Origin of the sequence: Phenylobacterium sp., assembly GCF_035309685.1 — a bacterium.
Lineage (GTDB): Bacteria > Pseudomonadota > Alphaproteobacteria > Caulobacterales > Caulobacteraceae > Phenylobacterium.
Genome location: NZ_DATGEX010000015.1, coordinates 38,848 through 63,907 on the forward strand (window position 1 = coordinate 38,848; position 25,060 = coordinate 63,907).

Genomic DNA, 25,060 nt, shown 5'->3' on the forward strand with positions numbered 1-25,060 from the left:
CTGCTCGCGCGCCGTTACCTGCCCGCGGGCGCTTGAGCGCGGCGCGCATCGCCCGCGAGTCCCCACCAGGCGCAAAGCGCCGCCATCATCGCCAGGCCGGCCCCGACCAGCGCTGCCTGATGCAGGTGGGCGATCAGGGCGGCGCCCCGGCTGGCCAGCACCGCGCCCAGCAAGGCGGTCGCCACCAGGCCGCCGGTGCGCGACACCGCGCTGTTCAGTCCCGAGGCCGATCCCGTGTGCCGCCGATCGACCGCCGAAAGCACGGCGGTGGTCAGCGGCGCCGCCGCGCCCGTCATGCCCGCCGCCACCAGCAGGACGCTCGGCAGCACCGCCGACCAGTAGCTGGCGTCCCCCTCGATCCGCAGCGCCAGCAGGAGCCCCACGCCGACGATCGCCGAGCCGACGGTCAGCAGCAGCCGCGCCCCGAAGCGGCCTGCGAGCGTTCCCATGACCGGCCCGCCGACCGTCATCACCAGCGGAAAGGGCAGCAGGGCCGCGCCAGCGGCGGTGGCCCGGTACCCGGCGCCGACGATCAGCACATAGGGCACCAGCAACAGGAAGCCGCTGAGCGCGCCGTAGAGCAGCAAGGTCATCAGGTTCAGGCCGACCAACTGCCGCGAGGCGAACAGCGCCAGCGGGGTCAACGCCCGATCGCCCTGACGCCCCTCGACCCAGACGAAGGCGGCGGCGATCAGCGCCGCGGCGGCGACGGCGCCGATGCTGGCCGACGTCCATCCCCTGGGCTCGGCCCCGACGGTAAGGCCCCAGACGCTCAGGCCCAGGGCGGCGGTGGCGAGAATCGCGCCCAACAGGTCCAGGCGGCCTGTCTCCGCGCGGCGTGGCGGGGCGGCGACCACGGCGAGGGTGAGCGCGATGGCCCCCGCGGCGAGCGGCAGGTTGATCAGGAAGATCGCGCGCCATGACCAGAGGTCGATGAGCGCTCCGCCGAGCACGGGGCCGACGGCGGCGGAGATCGCCGACACCGCCGCCCAGACACCGATCGCGCGGCCGCGCGCCGCGCCTTCGAAAGTCGAACCGAGGATCGCCAGGCTGTTGGGGAGGAAAAGCGCCGCCCCGACGCCCTGGACCGCGCGTCCCGCCAGCAGCCAGGCGAGTCCCGGCGCGGCCGCGCAGCCGGCGGAACCCAGGGCGAACAGGGCGACGCCGATCACCAGAATCCGGCGCGATCCGAAGCGGTCGCCCAATCCGCCGCCGAGCAGCAGGAGGGCGCTCAGGGGCAGCAGATAGGCGTTGATCACCCATTGCAGCCCAGCCGCGTCGCCGCCCAGGCCCCGCCCGATCGCCGGCAGCCCGACGTTGACCACCGAGCCATCCACAAAGCCCAGGCTGGAGGCCAGGATGCAGGCGATCAGCACCAGCCGCGGATGCCGGGGATGATCGCCCGATGCTTCGACAGCCGCGAAGCCGGCCTCACAGCTTGGCGGTCCGGAAGACATCCTTACTCCGTGGCTGACCGCCGTCGCATCTACAGAGATATCGGCCTTCTGAGGCCCAGTTCAACCGAAGAGCTTCGCGGCCGTCCGGGCGATGAGCTGGCCGTGATGGTCGGCCATCGGGCTTGAGGCTTAGGCGCTGCTCGTCGCCACGCTCGGCTGCATGAACTATGCGCGCCCGGGCAGGGACTTCGAATGTTCGCGAAGAAAATGCTCCGAGGGCGGGCTATTGTGCCTGGCGTGAAGACTTCGGGGGACGATGGCATGGCGCGCTGGGCGGCGACGGCGATGGGTGTGTTGGCGGCGGCCGCTGTGGCGAGCGCGGCCCGGGCCGCGGTCCTGCCGCCGCTGGTCGCCGGCGACGAGCCGGTGGTGATCACCCAGCACAAGATCACCACGCCGCGCGGGGTCCTGTCTTACGAGGCGCGCGCCGGGCGCATCCCGATCCGCAACGCCGAGACCGGCGAGGTGCGGGGCCACGTCTTCTTCACCGCCTATGTCGTGAAACAGAAGCCGGGCGCGCCGCCCAGGCCGCTGACCTTCGCCTGGAACGGCGGGCCGACGGGCCCAGCCGTGTTGGTGCAGACCGAACTCCTGGGTCCGCGCCGGATCGAGGGGGCCAAGTTCGTCGATAACGCCGAGAGCCTGCTCTACACGTCGGACCTGGTGTTCATGGACCCGATCGAGACCGGCTTCAGCCGGCCGGAGAAGCCGGAGTTCGACAAGGAGTTCCTCTCGACGCTGGGCGACTTCGCCCAGACCGCCGAGTTCATCCGCGCCTGGCGGGTGAAGTTCGCCGCCGAGAAGCAGCCGCTGTTCCTGTTCGGCGAGAGCTACGGCACCTGGCGGGTGAACGGCGCGACCGAGCTTCTCGAAAAGCGCGGCATCAAGGTCGCCGGCGCGATCCTGCTCTCCGGCGGCGTGCCTGGTTCGCTGATGCCGTTCGAGTTCCAGGACGCCTATTATATCCCGGCGCGCACGGCCTCGGCCTTCTACTACAAGCGCCTGCCGCCCGATCTGATGGCCGACCGCGCCGCCACGCTGAAGGCGGTCGATGAGTGGGTGGCCAACACCTACATGCCGGCGCTGGGCCATGTGAATCAGCTCTCCGACGCCGAGAAGGACAAGGTCGCCAACGACCTGGCGCGCTTCACCGGCGTTCCGGCGTCCTCCATCGACCGCAAGACCCTGGTGATGAGCAACCGCGCCTACCTCCAGGGCTTCTTCGGCGGCGACAAGGCCAAGACGCTGAACACCTACGACATGCGCATCTTCGGGCCGGAGCGCGAGGCGCCCGGCTACAAGGCGGCGATCGCCGACTATCTGCGCGGCGAGCTCGGCTACCGGACCGACCTGAACTACGTCGACATCGAGCAGGGCTATATGCCCATGCCGGGCCCCGCGGCGCGCTCGACCGGCAGCCGCTGGGACTACAACCACACCACCATCACGCCGGAGATGATGGCGCACATGAACGCCGGGGGCGGGCCGCCCGCCTCGCAGCCCTGGCTGCAGAACGCCATGCGCGCTGACCCCAACATCAAGGTCTTCGTCGCCGCCGGCCGCTACGACAGCCTGAACATGTGCGAGGGCAACGAGAAGATGACCGGCAAGCTGGAGCCGGCGCTGTCGGCCCGCTTCGCCGACCACTGCTACGAGGGCGGGCACATGATGTACAAGGTGCAGACCACTCGCCTGCAGCTGTCGAAGGACCTGACGGACTTCATCAAGGCCTCGAGCGCGCCGAAGCCATGACCGGCCGCCGCCTTCGAGCCGCCGCCGTCGCCGCGCTGGGCTGCCTCAGCCTCGCCGCCGCGCCGGCGCCGCATGCGGGTTCGGCTCCGCCTGCGGTCAGCGCCTTTGTCACGCCGCCGGACCAGATGGTGGTCACCCACGGGCAGGTGACGATCGCCGGCAAGCCGCTGCGCTACGCCGTCCGCACCGGCCTCCTGCCGCTCTACGACAACGACACCGGCGCCCTGATGGGCCGGATCTTCATCATGGCCTATGTGGCCGAGCGCGCGCCGGGCGCGCCGCCCAGGCCGCTGACCTTCGTCTGGAACGGCGGGCCGGGCTCGAGCTCGTCGCAGGTGCATCTGGTGGGCTTTGGGCCGAAGGGCTTCAAGACGCCGCCGACCTATCCGCAATGGAAGGGTCCGCCGACCCAGATCGTCGACCGGCCGGACACCTGGCTCGCCTATTCGGACCTGGTCTTCGTCGACCCGCCCGGCACCGGCTACAGCCGCGCGACCAGCGAGGCGTACCGCGATGTCCTCTACAGCCAGCACGGCGACGGGGAGGCGGCGGCCGAGGCGATCCGGCTCTACCGCACCCGCTACGACGCCTTCGACCAGCCGCTGATCCTGGCCGGCGAGAGCTACGGCACCACGCGGGCCATGGAGGTCGCGGGCGACCTGGCGCGGCGGCGCACGCCGGTGGCGGGCGTGATGCTGATCTCCGGCTTCTACGACGTCGGCCAGAGCGTGCCGCGAGCGCTCAATCAGGCGCTGGAGCTGTCGATGTTCACGGCGACGGCCTGGTATCACAAACGGCTGCCCGCCGACCTGCAGGACAAGAGCCAGCAGGGCGCGATCGACGAGGCGGTGGGCTGGGCGCGCAAGACCTATGCGCCGGCCCTGGAAAACCCCGACGCCGTCAGCGCCGAGACCCGCACGGCGGTGCTCGCGGGTCTGAAGCGCTACACCGGCCTCGATCCCAAGTACGTCGAGGCCAAGACCCTGCTGATCGACAAGGGGGTGTTCACCGACCACCTGCTGGACGACCGGGGCGAGGAACTTGGACGCTACGACGCGCGCATGGTGCTGCCCAAGCGGGCCGGCGCCCAGCCCTGGCTGCCGACCCACGACCCGAGCCTCGCGCCGATGCTGGACATCATGGAAGGGACCTCGGTCCCGATGATCCGCTACATCCGCGACACGCTCGGCTACCGCTCGGACCTGCTCTACCGCGGCCCGTTCGGCGAGGCCTTCCACCCGACGCCGCTGGTCATCAACGGCGGCGGGCTGGGCGACGACTGGATGACGCTGATGTGGAACCGCTATCGGGCGTCCAAGGCCGAGGGCCCGCCGGGGCCGCCACAGGCGCCGCCGCTGCGCCAGGCGATGGACGCCCAGCCGCACCTGCTGGTCTTCAATGTGCGCGGACTCTACGACGGCGACTGCGCGGGCCTGGACGAGGCCGTGGCGCGGTCCGACGCGAGCCTTAAGCCCCGTATCCGCAACCGCTGCTACGCCGCCGGCCACATGGTCTACACCGACGACGCGACCCGCCTGCAGCTCTCCCACGACTTCGCCCAGTTCGTGCACGACGCCACAGCCGCCCGGTGATCCGATGAAGCTTCGCCCGATCCTCGCCGCCGCCGTCTTGGCCGCTGTCGCCGCGACACAGGCCCTCGCCGCCGACCCGACGCCGCGCGTCGCCGTCACCCAGCATGTCGGCCACTTCAACGGCCAGACGGTGAACTACACCGCCACCGTCGCGGAGCACTTCCTGCACGACACGAGCGGGGCGGCGACAGCCTCGGTGATCACCATCGCCTACGTCCGCGACGGGGTCGCCGATCCCGCCAAGCGGCCGGTGCTGTTCGCCTTTAATGGCGGGCCGGGCGCCTCGTCCTCGCCGACCCACACCCAGGCGCTGGGCCCGATGATCCGGGGCGACGCGGGCCTCAACAACCGCTCCGCCGAGGCCTTTCACGAAAACGCGTCGAGCCCGCTGGACGCCGTCGACCTGGTGTTCATCGATCCGGTCGGCACCGGCTTTTCGCGGCCCCTGCCGGGCCACGACGGGCGGCCCTACTACAGTGTCACCGGCGACGCCCTGGAGGTGAAGGGCGTCATCGCCGACTGGCTGAAGGAGCATCACCGCGAGGCCTCGCCGCGCTACATGCTGGGCGAGAGCTACGGCACCAACCGCGCCGCCGCCATCGTCAAGAACGGCAAGGATCTGCCCTTTGACGGGGTGATGCTGGTGGCGCTGGCGGCCAATGTCGGCGGCCGCGAGATGCCCTATGTGGCGGCGCTGCCGACCATGGCGGCGGGCGCCTGGTATCACCAGAAGATCGACCGCAAGGGCCGCACCGTCGAGCAGCTGTTCAACGAGGCGCTGGAGTTCGCCCGCACCGACTATGTCACGGCGCTGATCAAGGGCGGCAGCCTGCCGGCGGCAGAGAAGCACAGGATCGCAGTGAGGATGTCGTCGCTGATCGGCCTGCCCGTGGCGCTGATCGAGAAGGACGACCTGCGGATCTCCAAGAACGAGTACATGTTCAACCTGCTGAAGGACAAAAGCCTTCGGACCGGCCTGCTGGACGTGACGGTGACCGGGCCGCTGCTGCCCAACGCCGACGGCGGCATCGACGACCCGGCGCTGGGCGTGCAGCCCAAGGGCCCGCCCGGCGCGGCGCCGCTGACGCCGGACAAGATCGGCCCGGTGCCGAGCCCGGCGGTTGGCGCCTATCTCACCAACGACCTGAAGTTCCCGAGCAGCGACACCTACATCGGCGTCAATTTCACGGTGAACAGCCAGTGGAACTATGAGCGGCGGACCAACGACTTCGAGGATCTGGCCGCGGCCATGCGGGCGGACCCGAAGATGCGGCTGTTCTGGGCGGGCGGCTACTACGACCTGACGACGCCGGCCTATGGCGCGCACTACACGCTCGATCAGGTGGGCGTGCCGACCGCCCAACTCACCGCCAACTATTTCCCGGGCCCGCACGGGGTCTATACCGGCGAGGCCAACCTGAGGCGGTTCAACGCGGCGGTGCGGGACTTCGTGCTGGCGGGACGGCGCTAGGCCGGCGGGCTGGCGGGCAGGGCGGCGAGCAGGCGGTCGACGTCGTTCATGTCGTTGAACACCGACATCGAGGCTCGGAAGCGGTGCTGCGAGACGGTGATCTTCACATTGGCCTTGTCGAGCAGGGGCGGCAGCTTCCTGCGCGCGTCCTTCAGCGCGAAGGCGACCAGCGGGGTGCGCGTGTGCTGGGGCGTCATGGGCTCGTAGCCGCGGCGGCGCAGCTCGGTCTGGACGGCGTCCATCATCGGCTGGCGGTAGGCCTGGATCGCCGGGACCGTCAGGGCCTCGATCAGGCCCAGCGAATAGTCGAGCTGGATCGCGCCGGTCCACGAGGTGGTGCCCATGCCGAAGCGCCCGGTGGCGCCCGGATCGTAGCCGTAGGTGGCGTCGGTCGGCGCCGGATCGTCATAGGGATAGACGTGGGTGATGAAGCGGCCGCCCACCTGGTGATAGCCCCACCAGGGCCTGGGGAACTTGTCCTGCACCTCTTTGCGCACATAGAGGAAGCCCAGGCCGAAATCGCCCATCAGCCACTTGTAGGAAGACGACGCCGCGAAATCGACGCCGGCGGCCCGCAGGTCGATGGGCGTCGAGCCGCAGGCGTGGACCATGTCGACATAGACCATGGCGCCGTGTGCGTGGGCGATGTCGCACACCTTCTTCAGGTCATGCTGGAAGCCGTTGGCGGTGGAGACGGCGCTGACCGCCACCAGCTTGGTCTTGGAATTCACCGCGGCGGCGAAGGCGCCATAGTCGATGGCGCCGTCCTTGGCGAAGGGGATGGTGGCCACGTCGACGCCGAGCTTGGCGAGTTCGCCATAGGTGTAGAAGGAGCCGAAGAAGTGGGCGGCGTCGGTGACGATGCGTCCGCCCGTCTGCGGGTAGCCCATGGCCTTCAGCACCAGGTTCTCGCCCATGGTGGTCGACTGGATGAAGCAAAGCTCGCTGGGATCGGCGCCGACGAGGCGGCCGAAACGCTCCATGACCCGCCGTTCGGCGGCGTCCGGGTCGACATGCGGGGCATCGGCCGCGCGGGTCTTGTAGGCGAGGTAGTCGGTGAGCGCCTTCTGCGCGCCGAGCGGCATCGGGTGCGTCGAGCCGGAGTCCAGATAGGCGTAGGGCATCTTCGCGAACAGCGACTTCGCCGGCAGCGTGGGGGCGGACGCCTGGGCCGTGGCCTGGGCGGCGGCGGCGATGGCCGGCGCGGCGGCGGCGGCCGTGACCAGCGCGCGGCGGGTGAAGCTCATGGACGTCCCCATCTGTCGACGCGCGATGCTAGGCCTGCGCCGCCGAATTATCCTTGCTTAGTTGCCGAGGCGCACGCGGCGCGCGGGCACGCCTATGCGGCGGACGGGCTTCGCTGTGCATCGCCTATGCGCGGCGTCAGCGGAATTGGCGTGCGCGCAACGGGATCGCTGTGGTGCTCTTGGATTCGGCGAGCGTCACGATGGAGCGCACGTCGATCACGCCGGGCAGCTTCAGGATCACATTGAAGATGAAGTCCTGATACCAGGTCACGTCCGGCGCCAAGACCTTCAGCATGGCGTCCATCTCCCCGAACACGGTCCAGCATTCGAGGATCTCGGGGATGTTGTTGATCGCCTTATGGAAGGCCGCGCGCTCTTCCTCGCTGAGCGTGGTCATCTTCACCTGAGCGAAGATCTGCATGCGGAAACCCAGCATCTGCGGGTCGACGATGGCCACCACCGCCTTGATGTAGCCTTCCTCGCGCAGCCGCTGAATGCGCCGCCAGCAGGGCGATTGCGACAGGCCCACGCGCTCGGCCAGCTCGGCCGTCGACAGCGAGGCGTCGCGCTGCATGAGGTCGAGGATCTTGATGTCGATGGCGTCGAGCGTGACTGGCATATCTTATGTCCATGCGACGTGGATGCTGCATAGCGGATGCGCCATCGGAGGTCGACAAGCAGCACAAAGGCAAGAAAAACCATGGTCCGCGGATAGGATTGCTTTCAGGATCCCGGCGCCTGCGCAGGGACGGGATGGTTTTGGTTCTGTGGGGGCGGCGCTTGAATTTTCCGCACGCGGCGGCGGGTGGCCACCCGGCCAGGGGCGAGGCTGGCGACAGCTATTCGCGCTGGGTGCGGACCGCCATGAAGGCGGCCAGCGACTGGCCTGAGGCCGCCGCCCTATTCGAATCCACGATGCGCGAGCCCACCGAACTGCTGATCGGGGTGGTCCGCGACGCCTTCGCCGGCGGCATCACAGACCGCTATGAAAGCGTCTTCGCAGAGGGCAACCGCTTCGTGGTCGGCCACGTCGCGGCGCGGCACGGGGTTCCGCCGGAGCAGGTGATCGGCACGACCGGGGCGACCGCCGCGCTGGCGCTGGTGCTCAAGGCGCTGGTCGGGCCGGGCGACGAGGTGCTGATCGAGCATCCGCGTTTCGACCTGTTGCCGGCCTTGGCGCGCGACGCCGGGGCCACGGTCGCCGACCTGCCGCGCCGGGCGCCGGACTACCGCGTCGACCCGGCCGAACTGGCGCGGCTGATCACGCCCAATACGCGGCTGATCGTGCTCACCCAGGTGCACAATCCGTCGGGCGCGGTGCTGGATGTGGCGGAGCTGCAGGCCCTGGGCGCGGTGGCGGCGCGCGCCGGCGTGCCGATCCTGATGGACGAAGTCTATGCCGACTTCACCGGCCAGGATGTCTATGCCGCCCAGCTCGGCCCGCAGTTCATCAGTGTCGGCAGCCTGACCAAGGTGCAGGGGCTGTTCGCGCTGAAGTGCGGTTGGGCGGTGGCTTCGCCGCAGATGGTCGCCGCGATCCACGCGGCGAGCCCGCAGGGCGACCTTGGCGTCTCCAAGCTGGCGCATGCGGTCGCAGCCCTGGTGCTGGAGCAGCGCGAGGTGTTCGACGCCCACTGGCGCAACGTCCTGGCCGGCGCGCGGCCGGTGGTGGAAGAGCATGTCGCGCTGATGCGGGCCGATGGCCTGATCGAGGGCGAGCTTCCCAACTTCGGCTGCATGTATTTCCCGCGCATCGTCGGCGTGGACGACACCCGCGCGCTCACCGGCTGGCTGTGGAGCGAGCACGGGGTGGTGCTGCCGGCCGGCGAGTTCTTCGGCCAGGCCGGACATGTTCGGATCGGTTTCGGCAGCGGGCGTGTCGACGCGCTGGACCGCGGCTTTTCGCGGCTGCGCACGGCGCTGAAAGCCTATCCGGGGCGGTGCTGAAGATGGCCCGCCGCACGGCGATTCAGACGTCGTTCAGGGGGTCGGCGCATGGTCAATGCAGAGCTTGGGTCAGGCGCGCATAGGGAATGTTTGACGGTCCGATGACAGTTTGAAGAACGAAAAGAAAAACCGGCGTGCTGCGACTAGGGTTTTCGACGATGCGAAGGCTCTGCGTGAGCCGCGGCGTCACAGGAGTCGCAAGGCTCCGGGGGCAGAACTGGGGGATAGGATGAAATCGGTTTCCAATCGGCGTCGGCTTCTCGCCTCGACGATCTTCGCGGGCGCCGCGATCGGCGGCGCTATCGCGGCCCTGCCGGCGGCGGCCCAATCCTCGTCCGCCGCGGCGGCGAAACCCAACGACGTGTCGGAGGTCGTGGTCACCGGCTCGCGCATCAAGCAGGCCGCCACCGACACGCCGGCGCCGGTTGAGGTCGTGACAGCGCAGGACCTGACCGACCGCGGTTTCGTCACCGCCGGCCAGGCGCTGAACGACCTGACCTCGATCACCACCGCGATCCCGGAGGCCAACGGCAGCGGCACCGCCTCGGGCCCGGGGCAGACCTTCCCCAACCTGTTCAACCTGGGCGCCGGGCGCACGCTCACCCTGGTCGACGGCCGCCGGTTCGTCAGCTCCGCGACCCCGATCACCTCCAGCACCGCGGGCGCGGGCTCGGGTGTCGACACCAACCTGATCCCCGTGGGCCTGATCGACCGCGTCGAGGTGGTCCAGGCGGGCGGCGCGGCGGTCTATGGCTCCGACGCCATCGCCGGCGTGGTCAACTACGTCCTCAAGCAGAACTTCCAGGGCCTGGAGATGGACGCTCAGGCCGGGCAATCCTCGCGAGGCGACTATCCGCAGTACAGCCTGCGCGCCACCGGCGGCACGAACTTCCAGGACGGCAAGGGCAACATCGCGCTGGACGTGGAATGGTCCAAGACCGATCCGCTCGGCACCAATTCGCGGCCGATCTCCTCCCTGTCGCGCAGCACCAGCGGCACGACGGAGATTCTCAATTCGCGGTTCTGGGAGTTCAATACCGCCGGCGTGATCTTCACGACCCCGGCGCCGGTGCCGATCTGCGGCGGCGCCAACTGTTTCCTGCGGGTCGCCGGCACGCCCCAGCAATTCTCGCCGGACGGCACGTCCATCGTCGCCTTCAACCCGGGACTCAACCCGGCCAACCACGGCAATCTGCTGACGCCGCCGTTCGCGACGGGCGGCGACGGTTTCCCGCTGAACCAGCTCTTCGCCCTCTACACCGGCGTCGAGCGCTACAACGGCAACCTGCTCGCCCACTACGACGTCGACGACCACATGAAGCTGTCCGGGTCGATCCTCTACGGCCGCACCAAGGGCGACGACATGGCCGGCAGCCAGGGGTTCAGCCAGACGATCCTGAACACGCCTGCCTCCGGCTCCGGCTACATCGTCTTCACCAAGGCGAACCCGTTCCTCTCTGCGGCCGAGGTCGCCTCGATCGCCGCCGCCCAGCCGAGCTTCGGAGGCGGCGCGCCGCTGTTCCTGTCGAAGGACTTCGTCGACCTCCTGCCGACCAACCACTTCTTCACGACCACCGACAGCTATCGGGTGCTGCTGGCGGTGGATGGCGACTTCAACCGCCTCGACCGCGATTTCACCTACAGCCTGAACTACACCTACGGTCAGGTCGACCAGAAGCAGCAGGGCTGGGCGGTCGACAACGCCAAGTTCAAGAACGCGATCAGCGCCACCACCAACGCCGCGGGCCAGATCGTCTGCTCGATCAATGCCGTGACCGTGGTCGACCCGAACTGCGCCCCGGTGAACCCCTTCGGGATCAATTCGGCGAGCGTCGGCGCCGGCCGCTATGTGTCCGATCCCGTGGGCTACAGCTTCGAGAACCAGACCAACGACTTCCTGGCGGTGCTCAACGGCGACGTCGTGAAGCTGCCGGGCGGCGACAGCAAGTTCAGCGTCACCTACGAACACCGCGAAGAGTCCCAGGTGTTTCGCCCGGACGCGGCCGAGCTGCAGGGCCTGACGGGCACCGGCAGCCCGGTCGTCCCCACCTCGGGACGCTACTACACCAACGAAGTCTCCGGCGAGCTGGTGGTCCCGGTGATCGGCAAGGACATGAATGTCCCAGGCTTCCGGAACCTCGAGGTCAACGGCCAGTACCGCTACGTCGACAACTCGATCGCCGGCACAGAGGACGTCTGGGGCCTTGGCCTGCATTGGGAGGTGGTCGAAGGCTTCACGCTGCGCGCCTCCCGCAGCCGCAACTTCCGCGCGCCGACCCTCTATCAGCTGTTCGCGCCGTCGACGACGACGCTGGCCGGCGGCATCCAGGACCCCTGTGACAGCCGCATCATCAACGCCGGTCCAAACCCGTCGGTGCGGGCCGCGAACTGCCTGGCGCTGTTCACCGCCAACCCGCTCTTCGGCACCGGCAGCGCCGGGGCCGCGCCCGTCGGCTCCAGCGCCGCGACGCGCCTGGCCACCTTCCAGGACACCGCGTTCAACTTCTCCACCGCGTCGGTCACCTCGGGCGGCAACGGCAAGCTGCAGAACGAGATTTCCGACACCACGACCTACGGCTTCGTCTTCCAGCCGGCCTTCGTCCCCGGACAGCTGGTCATCACTGCGGACTACATCAACATCGACCTGCAGAACGGGCTGACCGGCTTTACGCCGACCAACTTCAGCCAATCCTGTTTCGATGCGGTCGGCGCCAACGGCTCGACGTGCGGCTTCTTCACCCGTGACGCGGTGGGCAACATCGCCACCGCGCAAAGCACCACCTTCAACGCCGCCTCGCTGAAGTACCAAGGCGAGACGATGGACATCAACTACCGGTTCCCGACCGCCTGGTTGATCAGTTCCGACACCGACGGCCATGTGGAACTGGGGGCCGAGGCGACCCACAACGAGATCCTGCGTCAGACCGTGCAGGGCGCCACGACCCAGATCGTCGGAACCGTCGCCGAGCCGCGCTGGCAGGTGCGCTTCGACGCGCGCTACATCCACGGCCCGTGGCGGTTCACCTACGAAGCCTTCTACCTGCCGCCGGCCTATGCGGTGCAGGGCGCGACGGCGGCCAACAACGCCCACCCGTTCATCGACTCGAACCTGCGCCACTCGGTGTCGGCGACCTACGATTTCCGGAACTTCCAGGTCCGCGCGGGCGTGAACAACCTGACCGACGAACAGCCGTCCTACCCGACGCTCAGCTACGGCGACATCCTCGGGCGGACCTACTTCGTGGGCCTGAAGGCGCGCTACTAGGCTTACTCGCCGGGCCGGAGGAACGGTCCGGCAAGAGGGCGGCGGCCGACCCCAACCGGGCGCCGTCCTCGTCTTTTTTCGGAGTCGCGGGATGCCGAGCGCGGTGGGCCGCCTGATCGTGTTCGACGCCGCCGAGGTCCGCCGGCGGCTGGATCCGGACGCGACGCGCGAGGCGGTGCGAGAGGCGATGATCGCGCTCTCCGACGGCCGCGTGCGGCAGAACCTGCGCAGCTTTATCGGCCTGGGCGAGGGGCGCACCTTCGCGATCATGCCGGCGGCGTTGGGCGACCGGGCGGCGTTCGGCGCCAAGCTGGTGAGCGTTTTCCACGACGGCGCGGGGCGCAAGGCGCATGAGGGCCTGGTCGTGCTGTTCGACGGCGACAGCGGCGCCCCCATCTGCGTCGCGGACGCCGGCGAGGTGACCGCGATCCGCACACCGGCCGCCAGCGCGGCGGCGACGCAGACGCTGGCCCGGGAAGACGCCGACAGCCTGGCCGTGCTGGGGCTGGGACGTCAGGCCCTGGGCCATATCACGGCGCTGGCCCGCGTGCGGCCGCTCAGGTCCGTGCGGGTCTGGGGCCGCGACGCCATGCGGGCCGCAGCCTTCGCCGAGCTGGCGTCGCTGGAGACCGGACTGCCGGTCGAGGCCGTGGCCGACGCCGAGCGCGCGGTCGCCGGCGCGGCCATCGTCTGCACGGTCACCGGCGCGACAGACCCGATCCTCAAGGGCGCCTGGCTCACGCCGGGGACGCACGTGAACCTGGTGGGTTCGTCCGGCCCGGGGCAGGCGGAGGCGGACGCCGATGTGGTGACCCGCGGCCGTCTCTTCGCCGATCACCGCGAGCACGTCCTGGCGCACGGCGGCGAGTATCTGCGGGCCAGGGCAGCGGGCCTGGCCGACGAGAGTGTCATCGCCGCCGAGATCGGCGAGGTCTACGCGGGCACGGCGCCGGGTCGCACGTCAGTCGACCAGATCACCGTCTACAAATCCCTGGGCCACGCCGTACAGGACCTGGCGGCGACCGCCTGGCTGTACGGCCAATCGCAAGAGACCCGCCTATGACCCAGCGCCTCGCCGCCCTCGCGCTCAGCGCCGTCTTCGCCCTGGGATCGCCCGCCGCCGCCCGCGCCGCGGACGCCGCGCCGAACCCCTGGCGCCAGATGCTGCGCCAGGATCTGGCCTTCGCGCATGAGACGCTGCTGAGCCGCTACATCTATGCGCGCACGCCGGGCGGGCCGGCCTGGGATAAGCTGCTGGCCGACGCCGACAGTCAGGCGGCCGCCGACGTGGACAAGGTCGGCGACATCGCCGGCTACCAGGCGGTCATGCGGCGCTATCTGGGCAATTTCGGCGACGCGCACCTGGGCGTGCGGCTGAACGTCGAACCGGCGCGCCTCGCCTGGCCGAGGTTCCTGGTGCGCTATCGCAGCGGCGCCTATGTGGTGGTGGAGTCAGCGACCCCGACGGTCAAAACAGGCGCGGCCATCACCGCCTGCGACGGCAAGCCGATCGCAGACCTGGTCACTCAGGTGGCCCCGCAGCTCGGCCGCGCCGCCGGGGCCGAGAAGGGCCTGGAGACCACCCGCGACGCCATCGCCCATAGCCTTTTCGTGGACGCCAGGAACCCGCTCTATGCGCGGCCCGCGACCTGCCGGATCGACGGCAAGGACGTGGCGCTGAACTGGACGCCCATCGGCGCCGACCAGCTCGCCGTGAAGAACGCGCCGCACGACCTGATGCGCGATCCGGTGACTGCGATCAGCAGCTTCGGCAAGAACGGCGCCCGGGTGCGCATGGCGACCTTCGGCCCCGGCACGCTGGAGGAGGCCCAGCAGTTCCACGCGATCATCGACGCCGCGCCGACCCTCCGCGACAAGGCCTTCGTGGTCTTCGACGTGCGCGGCAATCCGGGCGGCAGCTACAACTGGTTCACCGGCTTCCTGGAGGCCTTCTATGGGCCGGCCTACGCGGACCATTACGCCACGGCGCGGCTGAAGATCCGGCCGGTGTTCGTCGACCAGCCCGGCGGCCAGCTGGCCGGCAAGCCCGGCGCGGCCGCGCCACCGCCGCGCGAGCGCGCCGACCCGTTCAACACGCCACCGGACCGGGCCATGGACGGTCTCCTGACCGGCTTCGAGGCGCGGCCGGCGGCGCACGGCACGACGGTCTATGCGGCGAAGATGGGCTCGCTGCCGGCCGCGGCGCTGGCGCCAGCGCCGCCCAGTCCGGTGCATGCGCGGGTCTATGTGCTCACCGACTACGCCTGCGCCAGCGCCTGCATCGCCTTCGTCGACGAGCTGAAGCGCTTCCCGGGCGTGCTGCAGGTCGGGCGCGAGACCGCGGTCGACAGCCGGAGCGGCACGCCGCTCACCTATCCCCTGCCCAGCGGCAACGGCGAGCTCACGGTCCCCAGTCTGGTGCGCGAGGACCGCGAGCGCGGCGACAACATCCCGCAGAAGCCGGACATCGCCTACGACGGCGACATCGCCGACACGGCCGCCGTCCTGGCCTGGATCCAGACGCTGCCGGCGAGGGCCAAATGAGACGGTTCGCGTCCGTCACCGCGGCCCTCGCCGCGCTTAGCCTGACCGCCTTCGCGCCGGCGCCTCAGCCGGCTCCGGGCGCCTTCGAGGTGCGGCTCGCGCCCGGCCGCATGGACGAGAAGGCCGGCCGCGGCTTCGTGGACGTGACGCTGAAGATCCCCGGCGTCGAGGCCGCCGCCGGGGCGCCGCTGCTGACGCTCCCGGTGGTCATCGCCAACACCGACACCATCGCCACGACGCTCGCCGGCCTGACCGCCAGCGACGCCGCCGGCCCGATCCCACTGACGGTGAGGGACGACCCCGTGGCCATCGCCTATTCGCGCCACTGGCTGGCGGGCCGGGCGGTGAAGGGCGATCTAACCGTCCACTACCGCGCCCCGGTCGACGATGCGCCGCCGCCGCGCGGGTCCGGGCCGCCCTACAGCCTGCGCACCGAGGGCGGCGGGGTCAGCGGCGTCGGCAACACCTTCATCCTGCTGCCGGAGGGCCGGCGCGCCTATCCGATCGTGCTCAGCTGGGACCTTTCGGCCCTGCCCAAGGGCTCGGGCGCCATGTCGAGCTATGGCGACGGCGCGGTCATCCTGCCGCCCGGACCAGCGACGCGGCTGCACTCGGCGCTCTACATGGCCGGGCCCATGCATCGGGAGCCCGCGCAGGTGAAGCCCGCGGGCTTCTCCGCCGCCTGGCTGGGCGAGCCGCCCTTCGATCCCCGGCCGCTGATGGTCTGGGCCGGCAGGCTGCACGGCTGGATGAGCGGCTTCTTCCAGGACCCGGCCGAGCCGCCCTATCGGGTGATCCTGCGCTACAATCCGATCAACGCCGGCGGCGGCGCGGCGATGACCAACTCCTTCCTGCTGACCTGGGGCGAGAGCGCCAGGGACCCGGAGAAGCTGAAGGGCACGCTGGCGCATGAGATGATCCACACCTGGACCACCTCGGCGCTCGGCGGCCAGTGGTATGGCGAGGGGATCGCGGTGCACTACCAGGCGCTGCTGCCGTGGCGCGCCGGGATGATCTCGGCCGCCGATTTCCTGAGCGACATCAACGCCACCGCGCGGCGCTACTACACCAACGCCCTGAACGGCACGCCGGACGCCGAGGTCGCGCCCAGGTTCTGGGAAGACACCCGCATCCGGACACTCCCCTACGACCGGGGCGCGCTCTATTTCGCCGTGCTGGACGGCAAGATACGCCGCGCGTCGCTCGGCAAGCGCAGCCTGGACGACCTGATCCGCGAGATGGTGCGACGCCGCCGCGCCGGGCAGGCGGCCGACGAGGCGGTCTGGCTGGACCTGATCGGCAAGGAACTCGGTGAAGACGGCCGCAAGCTCCACGCCGACATGCTGGCCGGCAGGCTGATGCTGCCGGAAAGCGCCGACTTCGGCCCGTGCTTTGCGCGCACGACCGCCAAGTTCCGCCGCTTCGACCTGGGCTTCGAGCCCAAGTCGCTGGTCGGCGACGTGAAGACCATCCGCGACCTGCAGCCCGGCTCCGAGGCCGCCAAGGCGGGCCTGAGGAACGGCGACGTCGTGACCTATTCGGTGGCCATGGACAGCGTGCAGGGCGATCCCACGCGGCTCTTGACGCTGAATGTCACCCGCGACGGCAAGACCTTCGGGGTCACCTATCTGCCGCGCGGCGAGACGGTGGACGCCTATCAGTGGGTGCGGCTGGCGGACGTGCCGGAGGCGCGGTGTGCGTACTAAGGAGTTGGCGATGAGGTTCAGCCACAGCTTGATCCTGGGCGCGGGCCTGGCCCTGGCCATGGCCTTCGCGGCTCACGCGGAGACCCAGAATTTCGTCGCCATGGCGGGCGGCGAGAAGGTCGGCCATCTGACCGCCGAGGTCACCGGCCGCCACGTGGCCATCGACTACGCCGTCGTGAACAATGGCCGGGGCCCCAAGGCGCGCGAGCAGATCGACCTGGACGCGGCGGGCTTCCCGACCGCCTGGACCATCGAGGGCGAGAGCCTGTTCGGGGCGCCGGTGCACGAGCATTTCACCTGGAAGCCGGGCGCCGCGGAATGGGCGAGCCAAGCCGATAAGGGCGCCGTCCCCGCCGCCAAGCCGATCCTCTACATCGGCAATGACGTCAGCCCATGGATGCTGGGCGTCTATGTGAAGGCCTTGTTGAAGGCGCCTGGCCACAGCCTGCCGGTGCTGCCGTCCGGCGCGCTGCGGGTCCAGGAGATGCGCAAGGTCACGCTGGGCGCCGGCAAGACCGCCCAGGCGCTGACCATCTACGAGCTCTCCGGCATCGACCTGTCGCCGGAATATGTGCTGCTGGACGCCAAGGGCGAGCTGTTCGCGGCCGGAGGCGTGATCCGCGCGGGCTATGAGGGCGAACTGTCAAAGCTCGCCCAGATCAACCGGGAGATCGCCCAGGCCCGCGCCGAGGACGCCCAGAAGCAACTCGCCCACCGCTTCTCCGGCCCGGTGCGCATCCGCAACGTGCGCATCTTCGACCCCGTGGCCCTGAAGCTCACCGGCGCCTCGCAGGTGGTGATCTATGGCGACCGCATCGCCACCGTCACGCCGGAGGACGGCAAGCCGGCCCTGAAGGGCGAGACGGTGATCGACGGGCAGGGCGGGACCCTGGTCCCCGGGCTGCACGACATGCACTCGCACACCAGCCTGGCGTCCAACCTGTTCAACCTGGCCGCCGGGGTCACCGCCACGCGGGATATGGGCAACGACAACGACGCCCTTCTGGCGATGATGGACGGGCTGAACGCCGGCAAGCTCGCGGGTCCAAGGATCGTTCGCAACGGCTTCCTGGAGGGCCGCAGCCCCTACTCGGCGCGCAACGGCTTCATCGCCGACACCCTGCCCCAGGCCATCGACGACGTGCACTGGTACGCCGACCACGGCTACTGGCAGATCAAGATCTACAACAGCTTCCCGCCGGACTGGGTGGCGCCGGTGGCGGCCGAGGCGCACCGGCTGGGCATGGGCGTCACCGGCCATGTGCCGGCCTTCTCCTCGCCCGACCGGGTGATCCGCGACGGCTACAACGACATCGCCCACATCAACCAGCTGATGCTGGGCTGGATCCTCGATCCGAAGGAGGACACCCGCACGCCGCTGCGCCTGACCGGCATGGCGCGGGCCAAGGACCTGGACCTGAACTCCGCGCGGGTCCGCACCACCGTCGAGCTGATGAAGAGCCACCACATCGCGCTCGACACCACGACCATGACGCTCGAGCGGCTGATGCTGTCGCGCTCGGGCGAGGTGCAGGCGGGTGACGCGCCCTACCTCGACCACGTGCCGATCGGCTACCAGCGCTACCGCCGCCGCAGCTTCGTGACCATCAAGACGCCGGCCGACGACGCCGCCTACCAGGCGAGTTTCAAGACCATCCTGCAGGTGATGAAGCTCCTCGACGACGAGCACATCCAGATGCTGCCCGGCACCGACGACACCACCGGTTTCGCCCTGCTGCGCGAGCTTGAGCTCTACAACATGGCGGGCATCTCGCCGGCGCGGGTGTTGCAGATGGATACGCTGAACGCCGAGCGGTATTTCGGCCGCGACAGCCAGGCGGGCAGCATCGAGCGAGGCAAGCTCGCCGACTTCATCCTGGTGGACGGCGACCCGACGGCGGACATCCGCAAGATCCGCAATACGCGCATGACCATGGTCGGCGGCGTCGCCTACTACCCCTCGGAGATCTATCAGTTCCTGTCGATCCGGCCGTTCACGCCGCCGCCGCCGGTGAGCGTGGCGCCGTGACCTGTGAATGGCTCGCCATCGTCGCTGCGGCCGTCGCCGCCAACCTCGCGGTTGGGGTCGGCGCCAGCCAGGGCCAGGAGGAGGCGCCGGCCTTCGATGCGGTCTTCAAGCCGGTGCGCGACGGGGGATCGGACGTCACGGCTATCGCGGTGACCGAGACGATCCGCGGCCTCGCCGCCGGCAAGCCGCTCGTGCTGTCCGCGCCGGTGATCTACGCCGGCGTGCCGGGGATCGCCGACCGCGTGAAGGACCTCGCGGTGCGCGACGACAGGGGCGACGTGCCGCTGGCCGTAAGCGAGGACGCCAAGGTTCCCGGCGGCTTCCCCTACTATCGGCGCTGGACGACGGCGCGGCCGACGGTCGGCGCGGTAACGATGAGCTTCCGCTCGCTGGTGCAATCGCCGGAGGCGGCGCGTGGGCCGCCGTTCGGCATCCGTGCGGTGGCGGGCGGGGTCAGCGGCGCGGGGTCCGGTTTCCTGGTCTTTCCGGAGATGGGAAAGGCCGACCTGCATGTGCGCTGGGACCTCAGCGATCTCGCAGCCGGCTCGGCCGGCATCGCGTCGTGGGGCGAGGGCGAGACGCGCTGGCATGACACGCCGCGCAGCCTGACCCAGGCCTGGATCATCGCCGGCCCCGTGAGCCGCTTCCCGGCGGCAGGATCGAAGAACGGTTTCAGCGCGGCCTGGCTGGGTCAGGCGCCCTTCGACGCGCCGGCGGAGATGGACTGGGCCTCGCGGCTCTACGCCTATTTCGGCAAGACCTACCGCTACCTCGACCCGCCGCCGCCCTACCGGGTGTTCATGCGCTTCCTCACCAGCGGGACCGGTGGCGGCACGGCGCTGCCGCGCTCCTTCATGCTCTCGGCGCTTGCCGGCCCGCCCAAGCCCGGCGCCATCGCCCCGCACGGCACACTGGCGCATGAGATGACCCACCAGTGGGTCGGCGGCATCGCCGAGCCGGATGGGATCAACAGCTGGTTCTCGGAAGGGCTGACCACCTATTTCTCGGCGCTGGTCCCCAAGCGCGGCGGCTTTGCGACCCTCGACGACTGGACCCGCGAGATCAACCGCATCACCCAAAGCTACTACGCCTATCCGGCGCGCACCTGGCCGGCGGCGAAGATCGCCGAGGCCGGCTTCGGCGACGAGAACATCCGCCACATCCCCTACAGCCGCAGCGCCCTCTACTTCGCCGACATCGACGCGAAGATCCGTAGCCGGAGCGGCGGCAAACGCCGGCTGGAGGACGCCCTGCAGCCGATCTTCAAGAGCCGGGAGAAAGGCGTGCGTTTCGACCATGCCGCCTGGCAGGCGTTCCTGACGAAGGAACTGGGGGCGGGCGAGGCCGCGCGCTGGAAGCGGATCGTCATCGACGGCGAACTCTTTACGCCCGGCGAACACGCCTTTGGCCCCTGTTTCGAGCGCAAGCCCGCGACCTTCACGTTCGACGGTCAGGCCCTGGACGGCTACCAATGGGTGCGGGTCGCCGGCCAGCCCGACGCCAGGTGCGCGGCGTGGTGATCCTGCCGGGGGAAGACGTCGAATGAGCGAGGCCGCCAAGCCGCCCGCCGCCAGCCTGAAGCGCGGCGTCAAGCTGATCGACCTGATCATGCTGGGCGCCGGCACAGCCATTGGGGCGGCGATCTTCACGGTGCTGGGGCCGGCGGCCAAGGTCGGGGGCGCGGGCATACTGATCGCCACCGGCATCGCGGCGCTGCCGATGGTGCTGTTCGCGCTGGTCTACGCCTGGCTGGCCTCCACCGCGCCGGTCACCGCGGCCTCCTACGAATGGCAACGCCGGTTCACCCATCCAGCCTTCGCCTTCGGCATCGTCTGGATGCGGGTGCTGGCCAATGCGGTGGTGATGATCGTCTACGGCCAGACCCTGACCAACTATCTGGGCAAGGTCTGGGACTTTCCCGCCAAGCCGGTGATGCTGGCCTTCTTCGCCGCCCTCTTCGCCGTGAACTATTTCGGCGTGGCGATCGCGGCGCGGGTGCAGACGGTGCTGATGCTGGGCCTCTTGGCCGTGCTGGCGCTGTTCGTCGGCGCGGCGGGTCCGCACCTCAGGCCCGAGCTGTTCGGCGAGGCGCTCAGCGGCGGCTGGCTGCCGATCGCCGCGGCGCTCCCGCTGATGATTCAGCTGTTCCTCGGCATCGAGACGGCCACGGAGGTCGGCGAGGAGGTGGAGGACGCCGAACGCGTCGTGCCGCTGGGGGTCGCGGGCGCGCTGGCGCTCACCGTGGTGGTCTATCTGTCGGTGGCGTTCGCGGCGCTCAGCCTGATCGGGCCGACGGCGCTGGCCGCCAGCAAGGCGCCGCTGCTCGACGCCGCCCAGGCCGCCATGGGGCGCTGGGCCACACCGCTGATCGTGGCGGCCGCGACGCTGGCGCTGTCAAAGTCGATGAACGCCACCTTCCTGGTCTATTCGCGCTTCCTGTTCGCCATGGGCCGGGCCGACACCCTGCCCGCCGCGCTGGGGCGCATCCATCCCAGGTACGGCACGCCCTACGTCGCCACCATCGTCGCCTTCGCGGCGTCCTGCGCCGGCCTGTTGCTGCCGACCAGCCTGCTCTTCCTGCTGCTGGCGGTCAGCGTGCCGACGCTCCTGAAGTACATGGGCACCTGCATCGCCGCCTGGAACGCGGCGTCCAGCCATCCCGATGTGGTCGCCGCCGCGCGGTTGAGGTTCAGCCCGGGGCTGGTGAAGCTGCTGGCCGCGCTGGGCGTGGTCGCCGCCGTGGTGATCGCCGCGCTCGGCGTCACCACCGACGTTCGCCCCTACGGCCTGATCGGCGGCTGGCTGGCCGCCGGGATGATCTACTACGCGTGGCGGCGGCGCCGCGTCGCCCAAGCCGCCTAGAGGATAGGAGACGAGACAATGCGCGCGCGCCTGATCGGCGGATTCGTCCTGACGCTGATGGCCGGCCCGGTGTTAGCCGCGCCGCCGGAGTTCTACCCGCCGGCCAATCCGAAGAGTCCGTTCTCCGAAGCTGTGAAGGTCGGCGACCTGCTGATCGTCTCCGGCCAGATCGGCGTGCGCCCCGGCCAGCCCGCGCCCTTCGAGGAGGAAGCCAAGCGGGCGATGGACGGCGTTTCCGCGATCCTGGCGCGGCACGGCGCCTCGATGAACGACGTGGTCAAGTGCACGGTCCTGCTCACCGACATGGGCAAGTTCGCGGCCTTCAACGAGGTCTACGCCAGCTACTTCAAGCCGGGCCGTCTGCCGGCGCGGACGGCGATGGGCGTGGCCGCGCTCGCCGCGGGGGCCTCAGTCGAGGTGGATTGCTGGGCCTCAGTCGCCCACTGAGGCCATTCGGCTACACCATCGGCCTGAATTTTGGGGTGTTTTCGGACCGCCCCTAGGGTTCGCTTACGCCGTCATCGAACCTTCGCAAAACTGACGGCGATCGTTCACGGGCGCTTGGTAGCGCAGCTTCCGACGGCCGCAACGCGCGGCGTGGGGACAAGGATTTGGTCATGACCATCAAAACGTCGCTGCTCGGCAGCGCGGCGCTGGGTGTCATCTGTGCGCTGAGCATGGTGGGCGCGGCGGACGCCGCGGCCAAGCACAAGGCGTCCGGCGAGCCCAGCCTCGCCGAGCAGGTCAAGCAACTGCAGGCGACCGTCGAGTCGCTGGAACAGACGGTGCAGGCCCAGGCGGCCGCCCAGCAACAGGCTCAAGCCACGACCGCGCAGCAGCTGCAGGACGCCCAGGCCCGCGCCGACGCCGCCACCGCCGCGGCGAAATCCGCCCAGGCCAAGCTCGACATGCAGATCCAGCAGATCCCGGGCACGGTGCAGTCGACGGTGCAGTCGACAGTACAGGCGTCCCTTCCCAAGCCCGGCAACGTCAAGATCACCATGGGCGGGTTCGCCGCGGCTGAATCGGTCTACCGCAGCAAGCAGAACGTCTCGGACATCGGGTCGAACTTCTCGAAAATCCCCTACGAGAATAACCCGCTCGCCCGCCTGGACGAGTCGCGCTTCACCGCCCGTCAGAGCCGACTCTCGGTCCTGGTGCAGGGCGACGTGAACCCGACGACCCACGCGGCTTTCTACGGCGAGTTCGATTTCCTCGGCGCCGCGCAAACCGCGAACTCGAACGAGAGCAACTCGTACAACCCGCGGATTCGCCACGTCTACGGCACCGTCGATTGGGACGACATTGGCGTGCACCTGCTCGCCGGCCAGAACTGGTCGCTGACGACCATGAACGGCAAGGGCATCACGCCGCGCAATGAAGTCATCCCGGCGACCATCGAAGCCCAGTACGCCGTGGGTTTCGTGTGGCAGCGCACGCCGCAGATCCGCATCGTCAAGGACCTGATGGATAAGCAGCTGTGGCTGGCCGCGAGCCTTGAGAACTCGCAGACGACCTTCGGCGCCGCCCCGACAGGCGTCAGCGCCACCGCCGCGGGCGTGACGGCCAACACCAGCGCGGCCGGCATCGGCCTGCTCGCGAACGTCAACAACTTCTCCTACAACCAAGTGCCCGACGCGGTCGTCAAGGCCGCGTTCGAACCCGACATCGGCGGCTCACGGCCGCTCCATGTCGAGGCCTTTGGCGTCTTCAGGCAGTTCTATGACCGGGTGACCTACGCGACGGGGAACGCCCTCGGCCTTCCGGCGCAGATCACCAACAAGACCACCGAAGGCTCGGGTTTCGGCGGCGGCCTCACCTGGACTGTGGTGCCGAAGATCCTCGACGTGCAGGCGTCCGGCCTGACCGGCAAGGGCATCGGCCGCTACGGCAGCGGCCAGTTGCCGGACATCATCCCGGGGACGGACGGCAGCCTGCGGCCCATCAAGGAGACCATGTACCTCGTGGGCGCCACCCTGCATGCGACCCCCACGCTCGACCTCTACACCTACTGGGGTCAGGAAAAGCAGCAGGCGACCGGCGTCACCCAGATCGGGACCACCTTCTTCGGTTACGGCAACCCGAATGCGAACCTGGCCGCCTGTCTGGTCGAGGGCGGCGCGTGCTCGCCCGACACCAAGCAGGAGAGCCAGATCAATTTCGGCCTCTGGGACCGGTTCTATCAGGGCAAGTTCGGCAACCTGCGGATCGGCCTGCAGTACTCTCACATCGAGCTGGAAGCGTTCAGCGGCTTGAACGGTGTCCGGCCGAAGACGAACGACGACATGTTCTTCACGAGCTTCCGGTATTACCCGAGTTTCTAGTCCGGAGAGATGCGGAAATACGGGGGAGCGCCGCGGGCCGGCGCTCCCCTTTTTCGTGCCCGCCCGCTCGCCGGGCTCGCGCGCTCAGCGCTCGCAGGCCTCTTCCATGGTCTTCATGTGCTCCCCGGACGGCGTTCCGTCGCCCAGGCTGGCGTCGGGCGGGACCAGGCTGGAACTGATGTCGGAGCCGCGCTCCAGGGTCAGGTGCACCGGGCAGCGTTCGGCGATCTCCATCAGCCGCGCGCGCTGAGTCTCATCCAGCGGGCCTTCGAGCGTGATCTCGCGATGGAAGCTGTCGCGCGCCTGCAGGGTCCCGCGGTGGTGCGTCACCCGCACCCGGGCGCGGGTCAGCGGCCAGGCTTTGCGTTGCGCGTAGAGCCGCACGGTCATCGCCGTGCACGACCCTAAGGCCGCGCAGAGCAGGTCGAAGGGGTTGGGGCCCGTGCCCAGGCCGCCGGCCGAAACCGGCTCGTCGATCAGTATGGCTGAGGCTCCGGTGCGCGCCTCGACCTGGAATCGGCCGAGCCCGGTCTCCTCCACAAAGGTCGGTTCGCCCTCGGGGTTCGGATTGGCGGGGGTTTCACTCAAGGCGCACGTCCTCTTCGCTTTCGGCTTCACCTGATCGTCTCTGCCGGGACATCTGCGGCGGCCAAATGTCAACTTCGTTCGACTTCGCCACGTTTTCGAGACGCTGGCGATACGAACCGGCCCAACTCACGCCTTGCGGGGCGGTCAGTTTGTGGGCGTGCGGCGAGGCGGTGCTTCCTCCCCCCTAGTCCGGCTCGGCGCACAGGAAGACCGGTTCCGCTCGGCCATCAGCCCCCAGGCTTCGCGGCGCCGCTAACGGCTCCTCCGTCCCACACG

Annotated in this window: 17 protein-coding genes; 13 read left to right on the forward strand and 4 right to left on the reverse strand. The window is 69.5% G+C overall.

What is annotated here, in order from left to right; all coding sequences use genetic code 11:
- Nucleotides 1–14: 14 nt before the first annotated feature.
- Nucleotides 15–1,457 carry an MFS transporter gene (locus VKQ35_RS04075; RefSeq protein WP_324358790.1) on the reverse strand — a complete coding sequence of 481 codons (1,443 nt, stop codon included), beginning with the start codon at nt 1,455–1,457 and terminating at the stop codon, nt 15–17.
- A 261-nt stretch (nt 1,458–1,718) separates the two neighbouring features.
- On the opposite strand from VKQ35_RS04075, the gene VKQ35_RS04080 reads away from it, so the two are divergent.
- The 3 genes from VKQ35_RS04080 to VKQ35_RS04090 are packed head-to-tail and all read left to right on the forward strand — an operon-like array spanning nt 1,719 to nt 6,272.
- Complete coding sequence (locus VKQ35_RS04080) at nt 1,719–3,209, forward strand: S10 family serine carboxypeptidase-like protein (RefSeq protein WP_324358792.1); 1,491 nt, start codon at nt 1,719–1,721, stop codon at nt 3,207–3,209.
- On the forward strand, nt 3,206–4,801 hold the full coding sequence (locus tag VKQ35_RS04085) for a S10 family serine carboxypeptidase-like protein (protein ID WP_324358794.1): 1,596 nt from the start codon (nt 3,206–3,208) through the stop codon (nt 4,799–4,801). The genes VKQ35_RS04080 and VKQ35_RS04085 overlap by 4 nt, the downstream gene beginning before the upstream one ends.
- Nucleotides 4,802–4,805: 4 nt before the next feature.
- Entirely contained in the window at nt 4,806–6,272 is a 1,467-nt protein-coding gene (locus VKQ35_RS04090; protein WP_324358796.1) for a S10 family peptidase, read from the forward strand.
- On the opposite strand, the gene VKQ35_RS04095 is transcribed toward VKQ35_RS04090, so the two are convergent.
- Nucleotides 6,269–7,519: an aminotransferase class V-fold PLP-dependent enzyme gene (locus VKQ35_RS04095; protein ID WP_324358798.1), complete on the reverse strand. Its 1,251-nt coding sequence runs from the start codon at nt 7,517–7,519 to the stop codon at nt 6,269–6,271. The two genes, VKQ35_RS04090 and VKQ35_RS04095, sit on opposite strands and share 4 nt — an antisense overlap.
- A 136-nt stretch (nt 7,520–7,655) precedes the next feature.
- On the reverse strand, nt 7,656–8,138 hold the full coding sequence (locus tag VKQ35_RS04100; RefSeq protein WP_324358800.1) for an Lrp/AsnC family transcriptional regulator: 483 nt from the start codon (nt 8,136–8,138) through the stop codon (nt 7,656–7,658).
- Between the two features lie 161 nt (nt 8,139–8,299).
- Between VKQ35_RS04100 and VKQ35_RS04105 the strand changes: the two genes are divergently transcribed.
- The 10 genes from VKQ35_RS04105 to VKQ35_RS04150 all read left to right on the forward strand — a co-directional run bounded on the left by VKQ35_RS04105 (nt 8,300) and on the right by VKQ35_RS04150 (nt 24,196).
- Nucleotides 8,300–9,466 carry a pyridoxal phosphate-dependent aminotransferase gene (locus VKQ35_RS04105; RefSeq protein WP_324358802.1) on the forward strand — a complete coding sequence of 389 codons (1,167 nt, stop codon included), beginning with the start codon at nt 8,300–8,302 and terminating at the stop codon, nt 9,464–9,466.
- A gap of 229 nt (nt 9,467–9,695) precedes the next feature.
- Nucleotides 9,696–12,731 (forward strand): TonB-dependent receptor domain-containing protein, encoded by a 3,036-nt coding sequence (locus tag VKQ35_RS04110; RefSeq protein ID WP_324358804.1) that lies wholly within the window; start codon nt 9,696–9,698, stop codon nt 12,729–12,731.
- A 91-nt stretch (nt 12,732–12,822) separates the two neighbouring features.
- Nucleotides 12,823–13,794, forward strand: a complete 972-nt coding sequence (locus tag VKQ35_RS04115) for an ornithine cyclodeaminase family protein (protein WP_324358806.1) — start codon at nt 12,823–12,825, stop codon at nt 13,792–13,794.
- Nucleotides 13,791–15,275: a S41 family peptidase gene (locus tag VKQ35_RS04120; protein ID WP_324358808.1), complete on the forward strand. Its 1,485-nt coding sequence runs from the start codon at nt 13,791–13,793 to the stop codon at nt 15,273–15,275. The genes VKQ35_RS04115 and VKQ35_RS04120 overlap by 4 nt, the downstream gene beginning before the upstream one ends.
- A complete protein-coding gene (locus tag VKQ35_RS04125; protein ID WP_324358810.1) occupies nt 15,272–16,981 on the forward strand; it encodes a hypothetical protein in 1,710 nt (569 codons plus the stop codon). The genes VKQ35_RS04120 and VKQ35_RS04125 overlap by 4 nt, the downstream gene beginning before the upstream one ends.
- 10 nt (nt 16,982–16,991) lie before the next feature.
- On the forward strand, nt 16,992–19,010 hold the full coding sequence (locus VKQ35_RS04130; RefSeq protein ID WP_324358812.1) for an amidohydrolase family protein: 2,019 nt from the start codon (nt 16,992–16,994) through the stop codon (nt 19,008–19,010).
- On the forward strand, nt 19,007–20,530 hold the full coding sequence (locus tag VKQ35_RS04135) for a hypothetical protein (RefSeq protein ID WP_324358814.1): 1,524 nt from the start codon (nt 19,007–19,009) through the stop codon (nt 20,528–20,530). The genes VKQ35_RS04130 and VKQ35_RS04135 overlap by 4 nt, the downstream gene beginning before the upstream one ends.
- A 22-nt stretch (nt 20,531–20,552) precedes the next feature.
- Nucleotides 20,553–21,872, forward strand: coding sequence for an APC family permease (locus VKQ35_RS04140; RefSeq protein ID WP_324358816.1), 1,320 nt, complete (start codon nt 20,553–20,555; stop codon nt 21,870–21,872).
- Nucleotides 21,873–21,890: 18 nt separating this feature from the next.
- A complete protein-coding gene (locus tag VKQ35_RS04145) occupies nt 21,891–22,319 on the forward strand; it encodes a RidA family protein (RefSeq protein ID WP_324358818.1) in 429 nt (142 codons plus the stop codon).
- A 170-nt stretch (nt 22,320–22,489) separates the two neighbouring features.
- Nucleotides 22,490–24,196: a hypothetical protein gene (locus VKQ35_RS04150; protein WP_324358820.1), complete on the forward strand. Its 1,707-nt coding sequence runs from the start codon at nt 22,490–22,492 to the stop codon at nt 24,194–24,196.
- Nucleotides 24,197–24,280: 84 nt separating this feature from the next.
- Here VKQ35_RS04150 and VKQ35_RS04155 read toward each other — a convergent pair whose 3' ends face one another.
- Nucleotides 24,281–24,784: an OsmC family protein gene (locus VKQ35_RS04155; RefSeq protein WP_324358822.1), complete on the reverse strand. Its 504-nt coding sequence runs from the start codon at nt 24,782–24,784 to the stop codon at nt 24,281–24,283.
- Nucleotides 24,785–25,060: the final 276 nt, after the last annotated feature.

Bases quoted from the DNA above. Each gene is read 5' to 3' on its own strand.
- VKQ35_RS04075 (WP_324358790.1), bottom strand. From the start codon at position 1,457: ATGTCTTCCGGACCGCCAAGCTGTGAGGCCGGCTTCGCGGCTGTCGAA.
- VKQ35_RS04080 (WP_324358792.1), top strand. From the start codon at position 1,719: ATGGCGCGCTGGGCGGCGACGGCGATGGGTGTGTTGGCGGCGGCCGCT.
- VKQ35_RS04085 (WP_324358794.1), top strand. From the start codon at position 3,206: ATGACCGGCCGCCGCCTTCGAGCCGCCGCCGTCGCCGCGCTGGGCTGC.
- VKQ35_RS04090 (WP_324358796.1), top strand. From the start codon at position 4,806: ATGAAGCTTCGCCCGATCCTCGCCGCCGCCGTCTTGGCCGCTGTCGCC.
- VKQ35_RS04095 (WP_324358798.1), bottom strand. From the start codon at position 7,519: ATGAGCTTCACCCGCCGCGCGCTGGTCACGGCCGCCGCCGCCGCGCCG.
- VKQ35_RS04100 (WP_324358800.1), bottom strand. From the start codon at position 8,138: ATGCCAGTCACGCTCGACGCCATCGACATCAAGATCCTCGACCTCATG.
- VKQ35_RS04110 (WP_324358804.1), top strand. From the start codon at position 9,696: ATGAAATCGGTTTCCAATCGGCGTCGGCTTCTCGCCTCGACGATCTTC.
- VKQ35_RS04115 (WP_324358806.1), top strand. From the start codon at position 12,823: ATGCCGAGCGCGGTGGGCCGCCTGATCGTGTTCGACGCCGCCGAGGTC.
- VKQ35_RS04120 (WP_324358808.1), top strand. From the start codon at position 13,791: ATGACCCAGCGCCTCGCCGCCCTCGCGCTCAGCGCCGTCTTCGCCCTG.
- VKQ35_RS04125 (WP_324358810.1), top strand. From the start codon at position 15,272: ATGAGACGGTTCGCGTCCGTCACCGCGGCCCTCGCCGCGCTTAGCCTG.
- VKQ35_RS04130 (WP_324358812.1), top strand. From the start codon at position 16,992: ATGAGGTTCAGCCACAGCTTGATCCTGGGCGCGGGCCTGGCCCTGGCC.
- VKQ35_RS04140 (WP_324358816.1), top strand. From the start codon at position 20,553: ATGAGCGAGGCCGCCAAGCCGCCCGCCGCCAGCCTGAAGCGCGGCGTC.
- VKQ35_RS04145 (WP_324358818.1), top strand. From the start codon at position 21,891: ATGCGCGCGCGCCTGATCGGCGGATTCGTCCTGACGCTGATGGCCGGC.
- VKQ35_RS04150 (WP_324358820.1), top strand. From the start codon at position 22,490: ATGACCATCAAAACGTCGCTGCTCGGCAGCGCGGCGCTGGGTGTCATC.